Genomic DNA, 18,956 nt, shown 5'->3' with positions numbered 1-18,956 from the left:
TGCCACCTCCACGCTGAGCTCGGCTCCCATTCTCCCTCGCGCCCCTCGTGAGCACCGTTCAGGCGTCGCGGCGCAAGAACGTGATCGCTGCGACGACGAACGACGCCAGCGTCCAGATCAGCAGAACGGCATACCCGGTCCACGGTCCCATCGGGTCCGTACCGGTCGGGGCGAGGAGCAGGGAGCCGGCCTGGATCGGGAAGAGGCGGGTGATCTCGGTGCCGTATTCGGAGAAGATCTGCGGGATCACCGGCACGATGAGGAGAAGCACGATCGTCGCGAGCACCGCGGCGACGACGTTGCGGATGATGGTGCCGAGTGCGATTCCGAGGATGCTGAGGGCCGCCAGGTAGAGCCCGGATCCGAGCACCAACCGCGCCAGCTCGGGTGTCTCCAGCACATAGCCGTATCCGCCCCCGGCCAGGATGATGGGCGCGAGGACGAACCCGACGGCTGAGCTGACGACACCGATGAGGAACGAGACACCCGCGATGATCGAGGCCTTCGCGACGAGCACCGCCGTCCGCCGCGGAACCGCGAGCAGTGTCGTGCCGATCTGCGCGGACCGGTACTCGTTCGTGATCATCAGGACGGCGAGCACCGCGAGGACGATCCCGACGTAACCGGTCTTGTCGACGATCATCTCGGGGTAGGCGTCGTAGTTCGCCTTCGGTGACCCGCGGTCGCGGAAGACGTACGCCCAGGGCATCGCGATCCCGTTCGCGGTCAGCAGCAGGAACGCGAATCCTGCGAGGACGTGGTTCGAGGCGAGTCCACGGAACTTGATCCATTCGGAGACGATCGTGCCGGCGAGGCTGACCTCGCCTGCGGGGAAGCGCCGCACGACGGGTGCCGTGGCCATGTCGGTGGTGGTGCTCATGAGGATGGTCCTTTCGAGGGGGGCGCGACGTCAGGCGGAGACGAATTCCTGCGCGTCGCGGGTGAGTCGGTTGTAGGCCTCTTCGAGGGTCTGGCGCAGGGGCGTCAGCTCGGTGATCAGCATCCCCGCCTCGTGCGCGGCACGGGCGATCTGCTCCGCGGAGAGGCCCTCCACGTCCAGCTCGCCCGGCTCGCTCGACGTGACGGTCGCCCCCGCTGAGGTGATCCGGCGAGTGAGTGCAGGCGCATCGAGGGTGCGAACACGGACACGACCGTCTCCCTGCTCGGTGAGCGAACCGATGGGAGCGTCCGCGATGATCTCGCCGCGACCGATGATGATCACGTGGTCCGCGATGAGCGCGAGCTCGTTCAGGAGGTGCGAGGACAGGAACACCGTCCGCCCCTCGGCCGCCAGCCGGGCCAGGAGCTCCCGGACCCAGGTCACGCCCTCGGGGTCCAGGCCGTTGACCGGCTCGTCGAGGATGAGCGTGCCCGGATCGCCCAGCAGTGCCGCGGCGATCCCCAAGCGCTGACCCATCCCCAGGGAGAACCCGCCGACCTTCTTCCTGGCGACCGCGCTGAGACCCGTCGCCTCGAGCACCTCGTCGACGCGCGAGCGCGGGATGCGGTGCGTCGCCGCGATCGAGGCGAGGTGGTTCAGCGCCGACCGCGACTGGTGCGCCGCCCTCGCGTCCAGTAGAGCACCGACCTCGCGCAGCGGCGCGGCGAACGCCCGGTACTCAGAGCCGTCGATACATGCACGACCAGCGGTGGGACGGTCGAGCCCGACGATCGAACGCATCGTCGTGGACTTGCCGGCGCCGTTCGGCCCCAGGAACCCGGTGACCTTGCCCGATTGGACACTGAAACTCACATCGCGCACCGCGTACGTGCCTCGGTAGGCCTTGGTCAGCCCCTCCACGTCGATCGTCACAGCGTCTTCCTCCTGCTCGTAGCGGTCACCTCGTGCCATCGACGCTACGGACGCGTGTGCGTCGGCGACTGCCAACCAGGGGTTGATCATCGTCGTCGCACTCCGCGGCGACCTGCTCGCCGAGCGTCCGGCCGCGAGGGAGCACCGCCTCGCGCTCCGAGCTGCGCGACATGATCGCATTGACGGGGAAGTCAGCTCTGACCTGGACCGAATTGATAGAGTGCGTGCTCTAGAGTAGGTGCACTAGGAATACGGGAGCAGTCATGCCGAGAATCGTCGACCCACAGCGGTTCACCGCGCGCCAGACCGCGATCCTCGCTGCGGCCTACCGCTGTTTCGCCACCGAGGGGTATGAGACCACGTCGACGGCTGATATCTGCCGAGCGGCGGACATCTCCTCGGGGACCCTGTTCCACTACTTCCCCACCAAGCTCGACATCCTGGTCACGCTGCTGCGCGTGAGCGCCGCCTGGACCGAGGAGCAACTGCACCTCGCCACGCGCGCCGGGCCTGGGCGCCCTGCGTTGACCACCTATCTCGGCGCACTCGACCGCCAACGGGCTGCCGATCAGACGGTCGGTTTCGCTCGCGCGGTCCAGGGCATGGCGCATCTCCACGACGTGGCGGCCGTCCTCGACGTCGAGCGGCACATGGTCGACCGCTTCCTCCTCGACCACATCACCGAGGCGGTTCGCACCAGCGCAGCCCGCTCCGACGCCACGCCGGAGCAGCTCGTCCGATGGGTGCGCTGGCTCGTCGACGGCAGCGCACTGCACGAGACGCCGGCGTCGAGCACAACGGGTGTCAGCGTCGCCGTCCGGTCGCTGCTCCTCCTCGGTTGACGGCGCAGACCACCGCGGTCGTCAGGCCGACGGAGCAGGTCGATCGGGGTCCTGGTCCCAGAGCGGCATCCCGAACTCGTTGACCGGGATGGCGGACTGCGCCGGGTCCGGAAGCCGCTCCCCCGTCGGGCAGGTCATGAAGTGATCGTGCCTGGAGGAACGGTCGAAGGTGTGCTCGGCGAGCGGATGGCCACAGACCGTGCACTGGCGGTCTTCGGTGTCCGACGTCTTCGTCTGCTCGTTCATGCGGGTCATGCTACGCCGACCGCCGGCGTCGACCACCCCGTTGCGCCCGGGTCGCCGACCTGCTTCCGCCCCGAGCTCGACCCGTCAGACCTCTCCGAAGCCGGATTCGATGAGCGACGCCAGTGCCCCGATGGCATCCTTCGCGTCCGGACCGTCCGCCTGCAGCTCCACGACCGCCCCTTTGACGAGGCCCAGTGACATGATCCCGAGCAGGCTCTTGGCGTCCTTCCCGTTCACGACCACCTTGGCCGCGAACGTGCTCGCCAGCTTCACGAACTCCGCAGCGGGTCGAGCGTGGAGCCCGTCTTTGTTCCGCAGGGTCACGGAGGCTGCGGCGTGGGGCGCTGTCGGGTCGTCGGACCCACCCGCCCGAGTCGCCTCGTCGGCGCCGTGCTGGGCAGGGTCACCGCCGGCTGCAGACCGCGCGGCGTCCACGACCTCGTCGAGCGACGCGCCGGTCTGCGCGGCCACCGCTGCGGCGACCCCGCCTTCGACGAGCGGGGCGTCGACGATGCGTACCCGGCCTCGGACGTCGTCGTCGAGGAAGTCGAGTGCCGTCTCAGCGGTCAGGATCGCCGATCCCAGATCGCACAGCACCACCACCCCGGCCCCGGAGTCCACGGCGGCGATTCCGGCGGAGACCAGCTCGAAGCTCGTGCCGATCCCTCCCTCATCGGTACCGCCGGCTGCGGCGAGGGCCGCGTCGGGCGCCATCTGCCGCGCCAGGGCGATGAGCCCCTCCGCGATCAGCGCGCTGTGCGAGACGAAGACGAGGCCGACGGCTCCCCCGCTCATGCAGCACCCTCCCCAGCGGCGGCGGCGGCCGCCGCTTGCAGGAGATAGGAGGTGGACTGCGCCCCAGGGTCGCGGTGCCCGATGGCCCGTTCTCCGAGGTAGCTGGCGCGCCCCTTGCGGGCGACGAGCGGTTCGGTCGCGGCGGCGCCACCCCACGCGGCGTCCGCGGCGGCGGCCAGCACCCGTGCGGGCGAATCCCCCGCTGCCGCCGCCGCTGAGGCAGCGTCCACGGCGGGTGTCCACGCGTCGATCATGGTCTTGTCGCCGACCTCGGCCTTGCCACGGAGCACGATCCCGTCGCGTGCCGCCGTCAGCAGGGCGACGACGGCATCGGCGTCGAGGTCCTCCTGGCCGGCCACGGCGATCGACGCCTTGAGCAGCGCGGTGCCGTACAACGGGCCGCTCGCGCCTCCGACGGTCGAGATGAGCGTCGTCGCGGCGAGCTTGAGGATGTCGGCGGGCGTCGCATCAGCAGGCTGCTCGTCGAGCTTCGGCAGGATCGCGGAGAACCCGCGGTCGAGGTTCTCGCCATGGTCGCCGTCCCCGATGTCGCGGTCGAGCGTGATCAGCTCCACCCGATGCTCTGCGACGACCGCCGCACTCCCCCGCATCCAGGCGATCGCCCAGGCTCCGTCCAATCCCATCCGTCTACCGTCCCCACCGGAGCGCCGCGGTCTGCACCGGGGCGTCCCACAATTCGATCAGTTCGTCGTCGAGTTTCAAGAGGGTGATCGACACACCCTGCATCTCGAGGCTGGTCGTGTAGTTTCCCACGAGCGACCGTGCCACCTCGATCCCGCGCTCCGCGAGCGCCTCGGCCACGCGGCGGAAGACGATGAAGAGCTCGACCTGCGGCGTCCCGCCCATCCCGTTCACCAGGACGAGGGCCCGCTCGCCCGGGGCGTACGGAAGGTCTTCGAGGATGGCGGCGAGCAACCGGTCGACGATCCGGTCGGCGGGCTCCAGTGGGATGCGTTCGCGGCCGGGCTCACCGTGGATCCCGATGCCGATCTCGATCTCGTCGTCGGCCAGGGTGAAACTCGGCTCGCCCGCGTGCGGGACGACGCACGGGGTGAGTGCCACGCCCATCGTGCGGGTGCGCTCGTTGACCTTCGTCGCGAGGTCGGCGACCTCGTCGAGTCCTCCCCCGACCTCGGCACGTGCGCCGGCGAGCTTCTCCACGAGGACGGTGCCGGCGACACCCCGTCGCCCCGCCGTGTAGAGCGAGTCCTTCACCGCGACGTCGTCGTCGACGATGACCGAGCGCACCTCGATGCCCTCGGCCAGCGCGAGGTCGGCCGCGGTCTCGAAGTTGAGGACGTCGCCTGTGTAGTTCTTGACGATGTGCAGGACGCCGGCACCACCGTCCACCGCCTTCGTGGCGGCGAGGATGGGGTCCGGAGTGGGCGAGGTGAACACCGGGCCGGGTACGGCGGCGTCGAGCATCCCGAATCCGACGAACCCGCCGTGGAGGGGCTCGTGCCCGCTGCCGCCGCCGCTCACGATCCCCACCTTCCCGGCGACCGGGGCATCGGCTCGGGCGATGAACACCGGGTCGAGCGACACGGTGACGAGGTCGGAGTGCGCGGCGCCGAATCCGGCCACCGCCTCGACGACGACGTCTTTGGGATCATTGATGAGCTTCTTCATTGAATCCTCCTGCAAGATCGGTTCGGGTCCGCCGACCGGGTACGCCGGCATCGGGTCTCAACCTACGCGCTGCGGCCCACCGCCGGTAGGGCCGGAAGACCCGGCCACGGCGCGGATCAGCGCGAGCCGAGCGTGCGGGTGGCGTCCACCCAGGCGTCGAGGGTCGCGGTCGCCGCACCCGAGTCGATGACGGCCGCGGCGGACACGAGTGCGGCGGCGAACCGCTCGAGGATCGGCCGCTGGGCCTGCGTCGGATCCTCCGACAGTTCGAACGCCACGATCCCGGCCGCGGCGTTCAGCAGGACGATGTCGCGGACCGGACCCTCCTCGCCGGCGAGCGTGGCGCGCACGACACCGGCATTGTGCTGGGCGTCACCGCCGATGAGATCGTCGATCGACGCACGGCGGATGCCGAGCTCCCGGGGATCCAGGTCGTGCTCGGTGACGGCTCCGCGGGTGACCTCCCAGAGGTGGCTGTGCCCTGTCGTCGTCAGTTCGTCGAGTCCGTCGTCGCCCCGGAAGACGAGGGCGGTCGCTCCGCGCGTCTGGAAGACGCCCACGAACAGCGGGATGCGGTCGGCGTGCGCGACGCCGACCGCCGACGCCTCCGGCCGGGCCGGGTTGACGAGCGGGCCCAGGAAGTTGAAGACCGTCGGCACGCCGAGCTCCGCACGGACCGGTCCAGCGTGGCCGAAACCGGGGTGGAACGCCGCCGCGTACGCGAAGGTGATGCCCGTCGACGCCAGCACCTCCCCCACCAGGTCCGTCGGCAGGGCGAGGTCGACGCCCAGCGCCGAGAGCACGTCGCTCGATCCCGAGGCGGAACTCGCCGCACGGTTGCCGTGCTTGATGACGGGGATGCCCGTCGCCGCGGCGACGATGGAGGCGGTCGTCGAGATGTTGACCGTGCCGAAGCGGTCGCCGCCGGTGCCCACGATGTCGAGGGCCCGGGACGGGGCGACGAGCGGCTTCGCGTGGTCGAGGATCGCGTCGCGGAACCCGACGATCTCGTCGACCGTCTCCCCCTTACGGCGCAACGCGATGAGGAAGCCGGCGAGCTGGGCGTCCGTCACCTGGCCGGTCATGATCCGCTCCATGGCCCACGTCGACTCCGACACACTGAGATCGGTTCCGGCGAGCAGGTCACCGATGAGCGTCGGCCAGGTCGTGAGAGGCATGTCGACGATCTTACAAGCGCGACTCGCCGACGCCCCGAGCGGCCTGTGGAGCCGAAGATCACATGAATCCCGCAGCAGAACCGAAGATTCCGGTCAGGAAATAAGGCTAGCCTTACTGAACCGAGCGTGCTCGCCGCCCCCGAAATGCGAAAAACCGCTCCGGCTTTCGGCCATAATGGAGGGGTGACGAGCACCTCAATCAACCTTGCGCCGAGCGCGCCCCGGATCAACCGACCGAACACGGTCGCGGTTGGAACGATCGTCTGGCTGGGCAGCGAGGTCATGTTCTTCGCTGGCCTCTTCGCGATCTACTTCACGCTGCGATCGATGGCCCCCGAGCTGTGGGCGGCCGAAGCCGGTCGCCTGAACGTCCCGTACTCGACGATCAACACGATCATCCTCGTGTCCTCGTCGTTCACGTGCCAGTTCGGCGTCTTCGCAGCGGAGCGCATGCAGCCCCGCATGACGGGCTGGAGCCCGCGCAAGTGGGGCATGGTCGAGTGGTTCTTCCTCACCTACGCCCTGGGCGCCGTGTTCGTCTCCGGCCAGATCCTCGAGTACGCGACGCTCGTCAGCGAGGGCATCTCCCTCAGCTCGAACGCGTACGGCTCGGCGTTCTACCTCACGACCGGCTTCCACGGCCTGCACGTGACCGGTGGCCTCATCGCCTTCCTCCTCGTGATCGGCCGTGCCTACGCCGTCAAACGATTCGGCCACAAGGAGGCGACGAGCGCCATCGTCGTCTCGTACTACTGGCACTTCGTCGACGTCGTGTGGATCGGCCTCTACTTCGTCATCTACATCCTGCGCTGACCCGGAATGACTGACTCCATGAAGACTGACCCCACCCAGACGACGACCACCAAGGCGTCCAAGAAGGCCACCCGCGCCACGCGCAAGAGCGGCCGCCGCAGCCCGTTCGCCTCGGCGGCGCTGCTCGCGATCGGCCTCCTCGTGACCGGTGGCGCCTACGCAGCCGTCAGCGTCAGCACGGCCAGCGCAGAGCCCGTCGCCGCCGCCAAGTCGCAGGCCTCCGTCGACGAGGGCGAGAAGCTCTTCTCCGCGAACTGCGCCACCTGCCACGGCCTCGACATGCAGGGCACGACCGCCGGACCGAGCCTCCTCGGCGTCGGTGCCGCCGCCGTCGACTTCCAGGTCGGCACCGGCCGGATGCCGCTGCAGAACCAGGGCCCGCAGGCCCCGGAGAAGCCCGTGCAGTTCACCGAGGAGCAGATCTCCTCCCTCGCGGCCTACGTCGCCTCGGTCGCACCCGGCCCGGAGATCCCCGAGGAGCAGTACCTCGACGGTGAAGGTGACGCCTCGAACGGCGCACAGCTCTTCCGCATCAACTGCGCGATGTGCCACAACGTCGCAGCCGCCGGTGGCGCCCTGACCGAGGGCAAGTACGCTCCCTCGCTCGTCGGCGTCAGCGCCGCCCACATCTACGAGGCCATGATCACCGGCCCGCAGAACATGCCCGTCTTCAACGACATGAACCTCTCCCCCGAGGACAAGCGCGACATCATCACCGCGCTCAAGTTCATGGAGAAGAACCCGTCACCGGGCGGCAACGACCTCGGCTCGCTCGGCCCCGTCTCCGAGGGCCTGTTCCTCTGGATCTTCGGCCTCGGCTCGATCGTGGCCCTCACCGTCTGGATCACCGCGAAGTCGAACTGACCGACGCGGATCGACAACACGTAAGAAGGAGCACCATGGCTCACGACAACTCGAGCGGCTCGGGTCACCCAGCCGCCGACTCGTCTGCCGATCCGTCCGCCCACGGGCAGGAGCTGCAGGTCGCGACCGGTACCGGGGTCATCTCCCGCGACGCCGTCGTCGACCCCGGCCTGCCTCCGCACCGGAAGCGCGTCACGGACCTCGACCCCAAGAAGGACAAGCGGGCCGAGCGCGCCGTCTACACCCTCTTCTACCTGTCGATCGCCGGCAGCGTCTGGGCGGTCGCCGCCTACATGGCGTTCCCGATCGAGCCCGAGGACATCGCCTCGGTCCGCCTGAACAACCTGTTCATCGGCCTCGGCATGGCGTTGGCCCTGCTCGCGATCGGTATCGGCGCCGTGCACTGGGGCAAGGCCCTCATGCACGACGAAGAAGGCATCGACTACCGTCACAAGGTCGGCGGCAACCAGGCCAGCCGCGATCGCGCGGTGGAGATCATGCACCAGGCGAACGTCGAGTCCGGCATCGGACGACGCGCGCTCATCCGCAACAGCCTCATCGGCTCGCTCATCGTCTTCCCGCTCCCGGGCATCGCGCTGTTCCGCGGTCTTGCGCCGTACGACGAAGACCCCGTCGAGCTCATGCAGCACACGATGTGGAAGGAAGGCACGCGCCTCGCCCGTGACCCTTCCGGTACGCCCATCAAGGCGTCCGACGTGACCCTCGGCAGTGCGTTCCACGTGATCCCCGAGAACCTCCACGAGGCCGATCACGTCCTCAACGAGAAGGCGAAGGCCATCGTGCTGCTCATGCGGCTGAAGCCCGAAGACCTCGTCGAGGAGGAGTCCAAGAAGGACTGGTCCTACGACGGCATCGTCGCCTACTCCAAGGTGTGCACGCACGTCGGTTGCCCGGTCGCGCTCTACGAGCAGCAGACGCACCACCTCCTCTGCCCCTGCCACCAGTCGCAGTTCGATGTCACGAACCACTGCGCGGTCATCTTCGGACCGGCCGCCCGGCCGCTTCCGCAGCTGCCGATCACCGTCGACGACGAGGGCTACCTCGTCGCGCGGAGCGACTTCCACGAACCTGTCGGCCCGAGCTTCTGGGAGCGTCATTGAGCACCTCGACCGCAACACGCGCCCCTGAGCAGGCCAAGGCCGCTCCGGCGAAGAGCTCCGGTGGATTCACCGGCGCCGCAGCGAACTACCTCGAAGAGCGGACGTCCATCTCGGTCGCCGTCAAGGAGTTCGGCCGCAAGATCTTCCCCGACCACTGGTCGTTCCTCCTCGGCGAGGTCGCGCTCTACAGCTTCGTCATCATCCTGCTGTCGGGCTCCTTCCTCACCTTCTTCTTCCAGGCATCGATGGCGGAGGTCCACTACGACGGGTCCTTCGTCCCGCTGAAGAACATCGAGATGTCCGTCGCCATGGCGTCGACGCTCGACATCTCCTTCGACATCCGCGGCGGCCTCCTGATGCGTCAGGTGCACCACTGGGCGGCCCTGCTGTTCGTAGCGTCCATCGGCCTCCACATGCTGCGCATCTTCTTCACCGGTGCGTTCCGCAAGCCGCGTGAGCTGAACTGGGTGATCGGTTTCGTCCTGTTCATCCTGGCCATGGCCGAGGGCTTCACCGGGTACTCGCTGCCCGACGACCTGCTCTCCGGTAACGGTCTGCGGATCATCGACGGCATGGTCAAGGGTCTGCCCATCATCGGCACGTGGACGACCTTCCTGCTCTTCGGCGGGGAGTTCCCGGGCACCGACATCGTCGGCCGCCTCTACACGCTCCACATCCTGCTCCTGCCGGCGCTGGTGCTGCTCTTCATCGCCCTGCACCTGGTGTTCGTCGTCGTGCACAAGCACACGCAGTTCCCGGGCGCCGGTCGCACCGAGCAGAACGTGGTCGGATTCCCCGTCCTCCCCGTCTACGCGGCGAAGGCCGGTGGCTTCTTCTTCATCGTCTTCGGTGTCGTGATGCTCATCGCCTCGCTGTTCACGATCAACCCGATCTGGAACTACGGACCGTACGACCCCTCCCCGGTCTCGGCGGGTACGCAGCCTGACTGGTACATCGGGTTCGCCGACGGCGCGCTCCGACTGGTTCCGCCGCACCTCGAGTTCGTCCTTTGGGATCACACGTTCTCGTTCAACATCATCCTTCCCGTCCTCGTCCTGGGTCTGTTCATCGTCACGGTGTTCATCTACCCGTTCGTCGAGGCGTGGATCACCGGTGACAAGCGCGAGCACCACATCCTCGACCGTCCGCGCAACGCGCCGACCCGCACCGCCATCGGTGCTGCCGGTGTCACCTTCTACGCCGCCCTCTGGGCTGCTGCGAGCTCGGACATCATCGCCACGCACTTCAAGGTGACGATGGAGGGCGTGATCCACACGCTGCAGGCGATCCTCATCCTCGGACCGTTCATCGCCTACTTCATCGCGAAGCGCACCTGCCTGGCGCTGCAGAAGAAGGATCGCGAGATCCTCCTCCACGGCTACGAGACCGGGCGCATCGTCCGCCTCCCCGGTGGCGAGTTCATCGAGGTCCACGAGCCCGTCGACGAGTACGAGCGCTGGCGCCTCGCGAGCTACGACGACCACAAGCCGTTGATGATCCGTCCGAACGCCAAGGGCAAGATCACCGGTGTCCAGAAGGCTCGCGCCGCGATGTCCCGCTGGTTCTTCGAGGATCGGATCGCTCCGGTCACGAACACGGAGATCGAACGTTCCCACGGCGACCACNTTGGGGGCGGGGATCGCCGAACTGCGCCGCGGCAAGACGCGTGCGACAGCGGACGTCCGTGCAGTCCCGCTCCCCCCTTCTCCGGGCGCCGAAGGCCGCTGCGGATGAGGTGAGCCCTTCGACACCCGCCGGGATCCGCGTTCGCTCACCGCGGTTCACCGGCATTCCTCTGCGGAAGCACACGATGTGAGCCGATCGACCGGCCCCGGGGGCGACGTTCCCGACCCAGGGTGATCGTGGCCGTACTGAGGAGACACCGGACTACGGCTGCCTTTCGACGGGCTCAGGGACCGGAATGCCTGCGCCAGATCTCTTCGTACGCACCCTGAGTCCTCTGTGGGCGGCGCGCGCCCCCGACAGGCTCAGGGCCAGGTTCGCACTCTGCGCCCGGGGCTCTTCGATACGCACGCTGAGTCCTCTGGGCGGCGGTGTGCGCCCCTCGACAGCCTCAGAGACCGGGGACCGCTCCCCTGGTCTATCAGACGTGCGCAGGGGTCACCGGAGTACGGCTGCCACTGTGAGCAGCCTGGCCCGCCGGAAGGGTGACGGTCACGACCTTCGGGGTGGTCCCCGCACCATGCCGGCTGCTTGTTCTCCACGTCCAGGCGCGCACTGGAACACGAAAGAGCCCCCGAGCATGGCTCGGGGGCTCATCGATGACAGCTTGGGGATCAGCCCAGCGGGAGGATCTTCTTGTAGAACTCCGCCGTCACGTTGTAGCCGAGACGACGGTAGAAGTCGCCGGCTCGAGAGGTGGACATCGTCAGCTGGCGCGCACCGCGCTCGACGGCGTAGTGCTCGTTCGCCTCCACCAGGGCCGAACCGATGCCGGCGCCGCGGGCGGTCTCGTCGACGACGAGCTCCTGCAGGTGGGCGGTCAGGCCAGCCGCGTGCAGCAGCCGGGACACCGTCATCAGGGTGTATCCGACGACACGATCCGATTCGTCGACCGCGACGTACAGCACGTTGGTCTCGTCTTCACGAGGGCGCATGACGTTGTTGTACGCAGCCATGAAGTCGTCCGCAGCAGGCGGGATGGACCCGGTGATCAGCTGGCCGGCCAGCGCGAAGACGGCTGAACGGTCGTCGGACTGACCACGGCGGATGCTGAACGAGGCGACCATCAGCGTGCGAAGTATCCGCGGTAGTACTCGTAGTTCCAACCGACGACCGCGATGACGACCAGCGGGATGCCGATGATCGCGATCCAGAACCCGACCGCCAGACCCAGCACGAGCAGACCGCACGCACCGGCGAGGATGATGGGCCACCAGCTCCACGGGCTGAAGTGCCCGATCTCCGGGTCGCCGTCGTCGATGTTGGCCGTCAGCGTGTCCTCGGGGAGCTCTGCGCCCTGGCTCTTGTGCACCCGGCTGAGGTAGAAGCCGAGGAACGCGCTCAGGATCGCGGCGAGAGCCAGCGTGACCGTGCCGACCCATTCAACCCGGCCGTGCAGCGGGTCGACGAGCGACCACACGGTGTAGACCGCGCAGAGGAGGGCGCAGAACACCGTCAGGATCGTGAAGAGGATGATATTGGCGCGCATGGCGGCTACTTCACCTTTCCGGCGTCGATGTCGAGCGTGGGTGCGTCAGGCGCGTCCTTCGCGGGACCGACGCCGACCGGGATACCGACCTCGGGGTGGTGGAGGTCGAAGGCCGGGCGCTCCGAGCGGATGCGCGGGATGGAGACGAAGTTGTGACGCGGCGGGGGCGAGCTGGTCGCCCACTCGAGCGATCCCCCGTAACCCCACGGGTCGTCCTCGGTGACGCGAGGAGCCTTCCGGATCGTGATGTACACGTTCAGGAAGAAGGGCAGCAGCGAGATGGCGAGGATGAACGAGCCCACGGTCGACAGCTGGTTCATCCAGGTGAAGCCGTCCTCGGGCGAGTACGTCGCATAGCGCCGCGGGAACCCGATGACGCCCAGCCAGTGCTGGATGAGGAACGTCGTGTGGAAGCCGATGAAGAGCAGCCAGAAGTGCCAGTAGCCGAGCTTCTCGTTGAGCATCTTGCCCGTCCACTTCGGCCACCAGAAGTAGAAGCCGGCGAACATGGCGAACACGACCGTGCCGAACACGACGTAGTGGAAGTGCGCCACGACGAAGTAGGAGTCGGAGACGTGGAAGTCGAGCGGCGGCGAGGCGAGGATGACACCGGTGAGCCCGCCGAAGACGAAGGTGATCAGGAAGCCGATCGACCAGAGCATCGGGGTCTCGAAGGTGACCGAACCGCGCCACATCGTGCCCAGCCAGTTGAAGATTTTCACGCCGGTCGGAACCGCGATGAGCATTGTCATGAGGGCGAAGAACGGCAGGAGCACCGATCCGGTGACGTACATGTGGTGCGCCCAGACGGTCACGGAGAGCGCAGCGATCGCGATCGTCGCGTAGATCAGGGTTTTGTAGCCGAAGATCGGCTTGCGGCTGAACACCGGGAAGATCTCGGACACGATGCCGAAGAACGGCAGCGCGATGATGTAGACCTCGGGGTGCCCGAAGAACCAGAACAGGTGCTGCCACAGGATGACACCGCCGTTGGCTGCGTCGTAGATGTGGGCGTCGAACACGCGGTCCGCTGCGAGGCCGAAGAGGGCCGCTGCGAGCACCGGGAACGCCATCAGGACGAGGATGGACGTCACGAGGACGTTCCACGTGAAGATCGGCATGCGGAACATCGTCATGCCAGGGGCGCGCATCGTGATGATCGTGGTGATGAAGTTGACACCACCGAGGATGGTCCCGAAGCCGCTGAGCGCCAGGCCGAGGACCCAGAGATTACCTCCGAGCCCTGGCGAGAACGTCGTACTCGACAGTGGCGCATAGGCGAACCAGCCGAAGGCGGCGGCACCCTGCGGGGTGAGGAAGCCACCGACGGCGATGAGGCTACCGAAGGCGTAGAGCCAGAACGCGAAGGCGTTCAGTCGCGGGAAGGCGACGTCCGGTGCGCCGATCTGCAGCGGCATGAGCGCGTTCGCGAACCCGGCGAAGAGCGGCGTCGCGAACATGAGGAGCATGATCGTGCCGTGCATCGTGAAGAGCTGGTTGTACTGCTCCTTGGTCTCCACGATCGTGCCGCCGGGCTCGAAGAGCTGGGCGCGGATGATGAGCGCCATCACGCCGCCGAGGCAGAAGAAGATGAACGAGGCGATCAGGTACATGTACCCGATGGTCTTGTGGTCGGTGGAGGTGATCCACTTGACCAGGATGTTGCCCTTGCGCTCGACCGAGGTGCGTCCGACGACGCTCGCCTGGCCTGCGGGAAGCGTGGTGGAGGTCATTCCCCGTCTCCGTGCTCTTCGAGACCTGCCGGCGCCTTGGTGCCGGGGAGGTTGCTGTTGCGATCGTATTCCGTGCCGTAGTCGCCGATGTTGCCCGACTCGGCCAGGTCTTCGAGGTGCTTGTCGTACTCGGCCTGCGAGACGACCTTCACGTTGAAGAGCATGAGCGAGTGGTACTCGCCACAGAGCTCGGCGCACTTGCCGGCGTACGTGCCCTCGCGCTCAGGCGTGAAGGACATGTAGTTCGTCTTGCCCGGGATCATGTCCTTCTTGTAGAGGAAGTCGATGACCCAGAAGGAGTGGATGACGTCGCGCGACTGCAGCGCGATCTTCACCGTCTTGCCGACGGGCAGGTAGAGCGTGGGGAGTGCGTCCTGGTCGATGACGCCACCGGGCTTCTCATCGGCCTGCACGCCTGCGGTCCAGACGTCCTGGCCGTTGACGGCCTCGTCGTACACGAAGTCCCACGCCCACTGCTTGGCGAAGACCTCGATGGCCACGTCGGGATCCTCGTACTGGGTCTCGATCGCGTTCTGATCGCGCGCCGTGAAGGCGAAGAAGCCGAGGACCAGGATGAGCGGGACGATCGTGTAGAAGATCTCGATCGGCATGTTGTACCGCAGCTGGACCGGGAGACCGGTCTGCCCCTTGCGGCGTCGGTACACGATGACGGCCCAGATGATGAGCCCCCACGTGATGACACCGACTGCGAGCAGCACCAGCCATGCCGTCACCCACAGGCCCGCGATGCGGTCCGTGTGGTTCGTGACGGGAGATTCGCCCTCGACGAATCCCGGCAGGTAACCATGCAGTTCCGCCTGCGTACAACCCGCCAGGACTATGGCGAGTGTGGCTGCGACCGGAATGGCAGCCCATCTGAGACGACGAGTCGAGCGCACCTCTGAAACCTTTCGAATACACACCTGTGGATCGCCCCCCAGTCTAGTGGGGATGGGCGGTGAACGCCGGACCATTCGCGTCCGCGGTGCGGGATCGTGACCGGAATGACGAAGGGGAAACCACCCGCGACCGGGTAATTTCCCCTTCAGGAAGAATCTGGCTCAGTGGAAGCTGTCGCCGCAGGCGCAGCTGCCCTCGGCATTGGGGTTGTCGATGGTGAACCCCTGCTTCTGGATGGTGTCCTCGAAGTCGATCTTGGCGCCGTCGAGGTAGGGGACGCTCATCTTGTCGACGATCACCTCGACACCGTCGAAGTCGACCGTGGCGTCGCCGTCGAGCATGCGCTCGTCGAAGTACAGCTGGTAGATGAGGCCCGAGCACCCACCCGGCTGGACGGCCACGCGGAGACGGAGGTCGTCGCGACCCTCCTGCTCGAGGAGGCTCTTGACCTTCTGCGCCGCCGTGTCGGACAGGCCGACGCCGTGAGCCGCGTCGATCTTGGTCTCGGTCAGGATGGTGTCGCTCATGATGCTCCTCGCGAGGTCTGGCGGCGCCGGGTCGACGCCTGTGTGAGATTCTACCGCTTGCCGCGCCGGACGCACCCCGTGGTTCCGGCGGCGCGTCCGGCGCCGACTACGCGTCGGAGGACGGGCGGGGTGCGGCCGCCAGGCGAGCGAGGAGCACCGCCTCCGTGAGGATCGCCTTCTGGAAGACGCCGAGGTGCAGCGACTCGTTCGGGCTGTGGGCGCGCGAGTGCGGGTCCTCGACACCGGTGACGAGGATCTGGGCGTCCGGGAAGACCCGGACGAGGTCGGCGATGAACGGGATCGACCCGCCGACACCCGTCTCCACGGGCTCGACCTCCCAGGCGTCGGCCATGGCGCGCTTCGCCTCGGCGACGGCCCAACCGCTCGTGTCAACGAGGAACGGGCTCCCCTGGTCGACCTCGTCGATCGTCAGCTGTGCGCCGAACGGGCTGTTGGCGAGGAGGTGGGCCTCGAGTGCACGGTAGGCCTCGGCCGGATCTTGCCCGGGGGCGATCCGCGCACTGATGCGCACCGACACCTCCGGGATGAGCGTGTTCGAGGCGTTGGCCACCGACGGTGCGTCGATGCCCGTGACGGTGATCGCGGGCTGCGACCAGATCCGGCTGAGGATGGAGCCGCGTCCGATGGGCGAGACCCCCTCGGACAGACCTGACTCGGCGCGGAGCTGCGCCTCGTCGAACTCCGGGGTGACGGCGTCGTGCGAGGTGAGTCCGTCGACCGCCACCGAACCGTCGGCGTCCCACAGGGTCGCGAGCAGGGTGACCGTGGCCAGCATCGCGTCCGGCACCGCTCCCCCGAGCATCCCGGAGTGGGAGGCGTGGTCGAGGGTCTTCACGCGCAGCCGGAACGTGACGTTGCCGCGCAGACCGATCGTCAGCGCCGGCGTCCGCTCGTCCCAGTTGTCGCTGTCGGCGACGACGATCACGTCCGCAGCGAGGGTGTCGCGGTGCTCCTCCAGGAAGGAACCGAAGGACCGCGAGCCGAACTCCTCCTCGCCCTCGATGAACAGCACGATACCGAGGTCGAGGTCGGAGCCGAGGACCTCGGTGACGGCTCGGATCGCGGCGATGTGGGACATGACGCCGGCCTTGTCGTCAGCCGCGCCCCGTCCGTAGATGCGGCCGTCGCGGACGGTCGGTTCGAACGGCGGCGAGTCCCACTTGTCGTCGCTTCCAGGGGGCTGGACGTCGTGGTGCGCGTAGAGCAGCACGGTCGGTCGGCCGTTCCGTGGTTCACGGCGGGCCAGCACGGCGGGCTGTCCGAGCTCCGCTCCGCCGTCGATGGCGGACCGGCGCACCGAGACCTCGTCGAAGACACCGAGACCGCGGGCGAGCGCCGCGACCGCTTCGGCACTCCGCGCCACCTCGGCCGCGTCGAACGCCGACCACGACACCGAGGGGATGCGGACCAGTGCCGACAGATCGGCGATCGACGACGGCAACGCACCGGCGACGGATTCGCGCAGCCGATCGAGGACTTCCTGGTCGTTGCGTGGGTCTTGGGTCGATTCCGTCGTGGTACCTGTCGTCATGCGAGTAATCTTAAGGGAATCCCCGAATCAAGGACGTTCCATCGTGGCCAAACAGCAGAGCACCCCGGCATCAGAGCCGATCGTCGAGACCGCAGCGCAGACGGCTGAGCGCCTCGCCCGCGGCGCCAAGGAGGCGAAGGGTCGACCGACCCCGTCCCGGGCGGAACGCGAGGCGCAGAACAAGCGTCCGCTCGTCCCCTCCGACCGCAAGGAGGCGTCGAAGGCGGCGAAGGCGCAGCAGGCCGAAGCACGGCGGCGGGCGCAGGCCGGCATGGCCGCTGGCGACGACAAGTTCCTCCCGGCACGCGAGCGCGGTCCGCAGAAGAAGTTCGTCCGCGACTACGTCGACGCCCGGTTCAACATCGGCGAGTTCATGATCCCGGTGATGTTCCTCGTGATCATCCTCACCTTCATGCCGGTGCCCGAGATCCAGGTCTACGGCATGCTCACCCTCTGGGTGTTCTTCATCATCGCGATCGCCGACTGCTTCTTCCTCGGCTTCCGCGTCCGGAAAGCGCTGCGGGCGAAGTTCGGGCAGGACGAGCGTGGCGTGCGCTGGTACGCCGCCATGCGCGCGCTGCAGCTGCGCCCGCTCCGTCTGCCGAAACCGCAGGTCAAGCGCGGCCAGTTCCCCAACAAGTAGTCCCATGAAACCGAACGCCCGCCGGTCCCAGACCGGCGGGCGTTCGTCGTCGACGGCGTGTGACGATGCTCAGCGGCCGGTTCGGGCCAGTCGGTCGAGCCCGCGGTTGATGTGCCGCGCCCAGAGCGGCCCACGGTAGAGGAACGCCGTGTAGCCCTGCACCAGCGTGGCTCCTGCGTCCAAGCGCTCCTGCACGTCTTCGGCAGTGTCGACGCCTCCGACCGAGATGACGCACAGCTCCGGGGGCACGATCGCCCGGATGCGCCGCAGGACGTCGAGCGAGCGAGCCGCAAGCGGCGCACCGGACAGCCCACCGGCTCCGGCCGCCTCGACGACGGCGGGATCGGTGGCCAGGCCGTCGCGAGAGATGGTCGTGTTCGTCGCGATGACACCGTCCAGGCCGAGTTCCACGACCAGCTCTGCGATGCGGTCGACCTCCGCGTCGCTGAGGTCGGGCGCGATCTTGACGAGCAGCGGCGTTGATCCGGCGGCCGCACGGACGGCCTCGAGCAGCGGCGCGAGCTGGTCGAGCTCCTGGAGGCCGCGGAGCCCCGGGGTGTTCGGCGAGCTGACGTTGACGACGAGGTAGTCGGCCACGGGCGCGAGGAGCGTCGCGCTCCGGACGTAGTCGGCCGTGGCGTCGGCGACGTCCACGACACGGCTCTTGCCGATGTTCACGCCGAGGACGGGTCGGCGGCTCACCCGCGCGGTCCGTTCGAGCCGACGCCTGGCCTGGTCGGCTCCCCCGTTGTTGAAGCCCATGCGGTTGACGACCGCCCGATCGGCGATGAGTCGGAACAATCGGGGCTTGGGATTGCCCGGCTGCGGGATCGCCGTGATCGTGCCCACCTCGACATGGCCGAACCCGAGGAGTCCGAGGCCGAGGACGCCCTTGCCGTCCTTGTCGAAGCCGGCGGCGACACCGAAGGGGGTCTCGAACCGCAGCCCCAGCGTCTCCACCGACTGGTCGAGTCGCGGTGCCGTCCAGCGCCTGATGACGGGGCCGAGGCCGGTGGCGGGAAGGGAGCGGATGACGTCGAAGGCCAGGTGGTGTGCGCGTTCGGGATCGAGCTTGGACAGCACCTGCGAGAAGAGGAGACGGTACAC

General features: G+C 67.8%; 19 protein-coding genes and 1 pseudogene. 6 read left to right on the top strand and 14 right to left on the bottom strand.

Features of this window, described 5'->3' with window-relative positions:
- Positions 1–58 precede the first annotated feature (58 nt).
- A complete protein-coding gene (locus IFU30_RS07845) occupies positions 59–880 on the bottom strand; it encodes an ABC transporter permease (RefSeq protein ID WP_192004876.1) in 822 nt (273 codons plus the stop codon).
- A 30-nt stretch (positions 881–910) separates the two neighbouring features.
- Positions 911–1,813, bottom strand: coding sequence for an ATP-binding cassette domain-containing protein (locus IFU30_RS07840; protein ID WP_342450825.1), 903 nt, complete (start codon positions 1,811–1,813; stop codon positions 911–913).
- Between the two features lie 263 nt (positions 1,814–2,076).
- Between IFU30_RS07840 and IFU30_RS07835 the strand changes: the two genes are divergently transcribed.
- Positions 2,077–2,655, top strand: a complete 579-nt coding sequence (locus IFU30_RS07835) for a TetR/AcrR family transcriptional regulator (RefSeq protein ID WP_192004875.1) — start codon at positions 2,077–2,079, stop codon at positions 2,653–2,655.
- A gap of 21 nt (positions 2,656–2,676) precedes the next feature.
- On the opposite strand, the gene IFU30_RS07830 is transcribed toward IFU30_RS07835, so the two are convergent.
- The 5 genes from IFU30_RS07830 to trpD all read right to left on the bottom strand — a co-directional run bounded on the left by IFU30_RS07830 (position 2,677) and on the right by trpD (position 6,524).
- Entirely contained in the window at positions 2,677–2,901 is a 225-nt protein-coding gene (locus IFU30_RS07830; protein WP_192004874.1) for a hypothetical protein, read from the bottom strand.
- 84 nt (positions 2,902–2,985) lie between these two features.
- Positions 2,986–3,696: a dihydroxyacetone kinase phosphoryl donor subunit DhaM gene (gene dhaM / locus IFU30_RS07825; RefSeq protein WP_192004873.1), complete on the bottom strand. Its 711-nt coding sequence runs from the start codon at positions 3,694–3,696 to the stop codon at positions 2,986–2,988.
- Positions 3,693–4,340, bottom strand: a complete 648-nt coding sequence (gene dhaL / locus IFU30_RS07820) for a dihydroxyacetone kinase subunit DhaL (protein ID WP_192004872.1) — start codon at positions 4,338–4,340, stop codon at positions 3,693–3,695. Before dhaL ends, dhaM begins: the two co-directional genes overlap by 4 nt.
- Before the next feature lie 4 nt (positions 4,341–4,344).
- Positions 4,345–5,346: a dihydroxyacetone kinase subunit DhaK gene (gene dhaK, locus IFU30_RS07815; RefSeq protein WP_192004871.1), complete on the bottom strand. Its 1,002-nt coding sequence runs from the start codon at positions 5,344–5,346 to the stop codon at positions 4,345–4,347.
- A 116-nt stretch (positions 5,347–5,462) separates the two neighbouring features.
- The gene (gene trpD, locus IFU30_RS07810) at positions 5,463–6,524 is read right to left on the bottom strand and encodes an anthranilate phosphoribosyltransferase (RefSeq protein WP_124769392.1); all 1,062 of its coding nucleotides are present in this window, start codon (positions 6,522–6,524) and stop codon (positions 5,463–5,465) included.
- 183 nt (positions 6,525–6,707) lie between these two features.
- On the opposite strand from trpD, the gene ctaE reads away from it, so the two are divergent.
- The 4 genes and pseudogenes from ctaE to qcrB all read left to right on the top strand — a co-directional run.
- Complete coding sequence (ctaE, locus tag IFU30_RS07805) at positions 6,708–7,337, top strand: aa3-type cytochrome oxidase subunit III (protein WP_428844491.1); 630 nt, start codon at positions 6,708–6,710, stop codon at positions 7,335–7,337.
- A gap of 18 nt (positions 7,338–7,355) precedes the next feature.
- On the top strand, positions 7,356–8,201 hold the full coding sequence (qcrC, locus tag IFU30_RS07800) for a cytochrome bc1 complex diheme cytochrome c subunit (RefSeq protein ID WP_192004870.1): 846 nt from the start codon (positions 7,356–7,358) through the stop codon (positions 8,199–8,201).
- Between the two features lie 35 nt (positions 8,202–8,236).
- A complete protein-coding gene (qcrA, locus tag IFU30_RS07795) occupies positions 8,237–9,322 on the top strand; it encodes a cytochrome bc1 complex Rieske iron-sulfur subunit (RefSeq protein WP_085510950.1) in 1,086 nt (361 codons plus the stop codon).
- Positions 9,319–10,947: pseudogene (gene qcrB, locus IFU30_RS07790) on the top strand (cytochrome bc1 complex cytochrome b subunit); the annotation flags it as partial. The gene qcrA and the pseudogene qcrB, both read left to right, overlap by 4 nt.
- A 672-nt stretch (positions 10,948–11,619) precedes the next feature.
- Here the strand turns inward: qcrB and IFU30_RS07785 are convergent.
- From IFU30_RS07785 to IFU30_RS07760, 6 genes are all read right to left on the bottom strand, one after another.
- Complete coding sequence (locus IFU30_RS07785; RefSeq protein WP_085510951.1) at positions 11,620–12,072, bottom strand: GNAT family N-acetyltransferase; 453 nt, start codon at positions 12,070–12,072, stop codon at positions 11,620–11,622.
- Positions 12,072–12,494, bottom strand: a complete 423-nt coding sequence (locus IFU30_RS07780; protein WP_064296980.1) for a cytochrome c oxidase subunit 4 — start codon at positions 12,492–12,494, stop codon at positions 12,072–12,074. The genes IFU30_RS07785 and IFU30_RS07780 overlap by 1 nt, the downstream gene beginning before the upstream one ends.
- 5 nt (positions 12,495–12,499) lie before the next feature.
- A complete protein-coding gene (ctaD, locus tag IFU30_RS07775; RefSeq protein WP_064296981.1) occupies positions 12,500–14,227 on the bottom strand; it encodes an aa3-type cytochrome oxidase subunit I in 1,728 nt (575 codons plus the stop codon).
- Positions 14,224–15,126, bottom strand: coding sequence for an aa3-type cytochrome oxidase subunit II (ctaC, locus tag IFU30_RS07770; protein ID WP_079706003.1), 903 nt, complete (start codon positions 15,124–15,126; stop codon positions 14,224–14,226). The genes ctaD and ctaC overlap by 4 nt, the downstream gene beginning before the upstream one ends.
- Before the next feature lie 162 nt (positions 15,127–15,288).
- Complete coding sequence (erpA, locus tag IFU30_RS07765) at positions 15,289–15,654, bottom strand: iron-sulfur cluster insertion protein ErpA (RefSeq protein WP_064296983.1); 366 nt, start codon at positions 15,652–15,654, stop codon at positions 15,289–15,291.
- A gap of 106 nt (positions 15,655–15,760) precedes the next feature.
- On the bottom strand, positions 15,761–17,206 hold the full coding sequence (locus IFU30_RS07760) for a dipeptidase (RefSeq protein WP_191941132.1): 1,446 nt from the start codon (positions 17,204–17,206) through the stop codon (positions 15,761–15,763).
- Positions 17,207–17,249: 43 nt separating this feature from the next.
- Between IFU30_RS07760 and IFU30_RS07755 the strand changes: the two genes are divergently transcribed.
- Positions 17,250–17,849, top strand: a complete 600-nt coding sequence (locus IFU30_RS07755) for a DUF3043 domain-containing protein (RefSeq protein ID WP_064296985.1) — start codon at positions 17,250–17,252, stop codon at positions 17,847–17,849.
- A 69-nt stretch (positions 17,850–17,918) separates the two neighbouring features.
- On the opposite strand, the gene IFU30_RS07750 is transcribed toward IFU30_RS07755, so the two are convergent.
- On the bottom strand, positions 17,919–18,956 hold the full coding sequence (locus IFU30_RS07750) for a quinone-dependent dihydroorotate dehydrogenase (protein ID WP_192004869.1): 1,038 nt from the start codon (positions 18,954–18,956) through the stop codon (positions 17,919–17,921).

This window comes from Plantibacter sp. CFBP 8798, from assembly GCF_014841195.1.
Classification (GTDB): domain Bacteria; phylum Actinomycetota; class Actinomycetes; order Actinomycetales; family Microbacteriaceae; genus Plantibacter; species Plantibacter auratus.
The sequence above is the reverse complement of the archived record's forward strand: the minus strand, read 5'-3'. Positions and strand labels throughout refer to the sequence as shown.